General features: G+C 42.7%; 2 protein-coding genes. One reads left to right on the top strand and one right to left on the bottom strand.

The genetic code is table 11. The features are described from left to right. Positions 1-171 precede the first annotated feature (171 nt). Positions 172-426, bottom strand: a complete 255-nt coding sequence (locus R7R78_RS25015; RefSeq protein ID WP_023624880.1) for a hypothetical protein — start codon at positions 424-426, stop codon at positions 172-174. 163 nt (positions 427-589) lie between these two features. Here R7R78_RS25015 and R7R78_RS25010 point away from each other — a divergent pair. Further along, positions 590-901, top strand: a 312-nt coding sequence (locus R7R78_RS25010; protein ID WP_406707392.1) for an SIMPL domain-containing protein, incomplete at its 3' end; no start/stop codon positions are given.

Here is a 901-nt window from a genome sequence, read left to right as displayed (position 1 = left end):
TACGAGGGAGACGAAAAGGGGTCGAACTATCCATATTTACCTCAGCGTACAAGTGGCTGATCGGATAGTAGAAATTACAGATGACAGTTCAGAGGCAAATCCATGAGCCTTTGGTGACAAACTGGTGAAGCTTTGTTGACCAAAGGCGAAGGGGATAGGACAGCTTTAGCGTTACGTTTTGTCGCCAGCAAACATCAGGATACTCAGAGAGTTGAGCGTTTCACCGAGACTTTCTAGTGAGCTCAAGACCTGTTTGGTCGGCTCATTATCTAGCAGAATTCGACCATCAAAGCTTTTCCCTTCGTATTGCTGTTCATTACGGGGTTCTTGTGTTGAGTTGTCATCCATAGCTAAGTCGTCAGCACTCAAACAGGCCGTTGAGACAAATAATCCGCCTAGAACCACCAACCATTTTGTTTTCAACATAATCTTAAAACTCACAATAAAACACTGTTCAATTTTAATTAATTCTGTTCACCATTTCGAACGATATGACAAAAATTTAGCTTTAGGTCGCCATTTTCTGGCCATAGTTGAGCTATGTTATCGATACTACGAATTGTTACTTTTGGCGAAATTAGGAGGATGAATGGAGAAGATTTCCAATAAAGCGTCAATATGGCTCGGGCTGTGTCTGATAATAGGTTTAGGAGTATTGGGCTTTTTTATTCAGCAAACAGCAGTCAAATACAAAGCCTATGAGCGAGTGGTAACGGTGAAGGGAGTGGCTGAGCGAGAATACCCGGCAGATACCGTCATTTGGCCAATCCAATTTACGGTAGCCAGCAATGATATGGGCGCGATGTTTGATGACATAGACCAACAAACGCGTTTGATTCTCGATTTTTTAACCGCAAAAGGCTTAACTGACAAAAACATCTCGCTGTCTTCGCCTTCAGTG

The organism is Vibrio sp. 2134-1, assembly GCF_033339495.1.
Note: the sequence above shows the minus strand (reverse complement) of the source record. Positions and strands in the feature narration are given on the sequence as shown.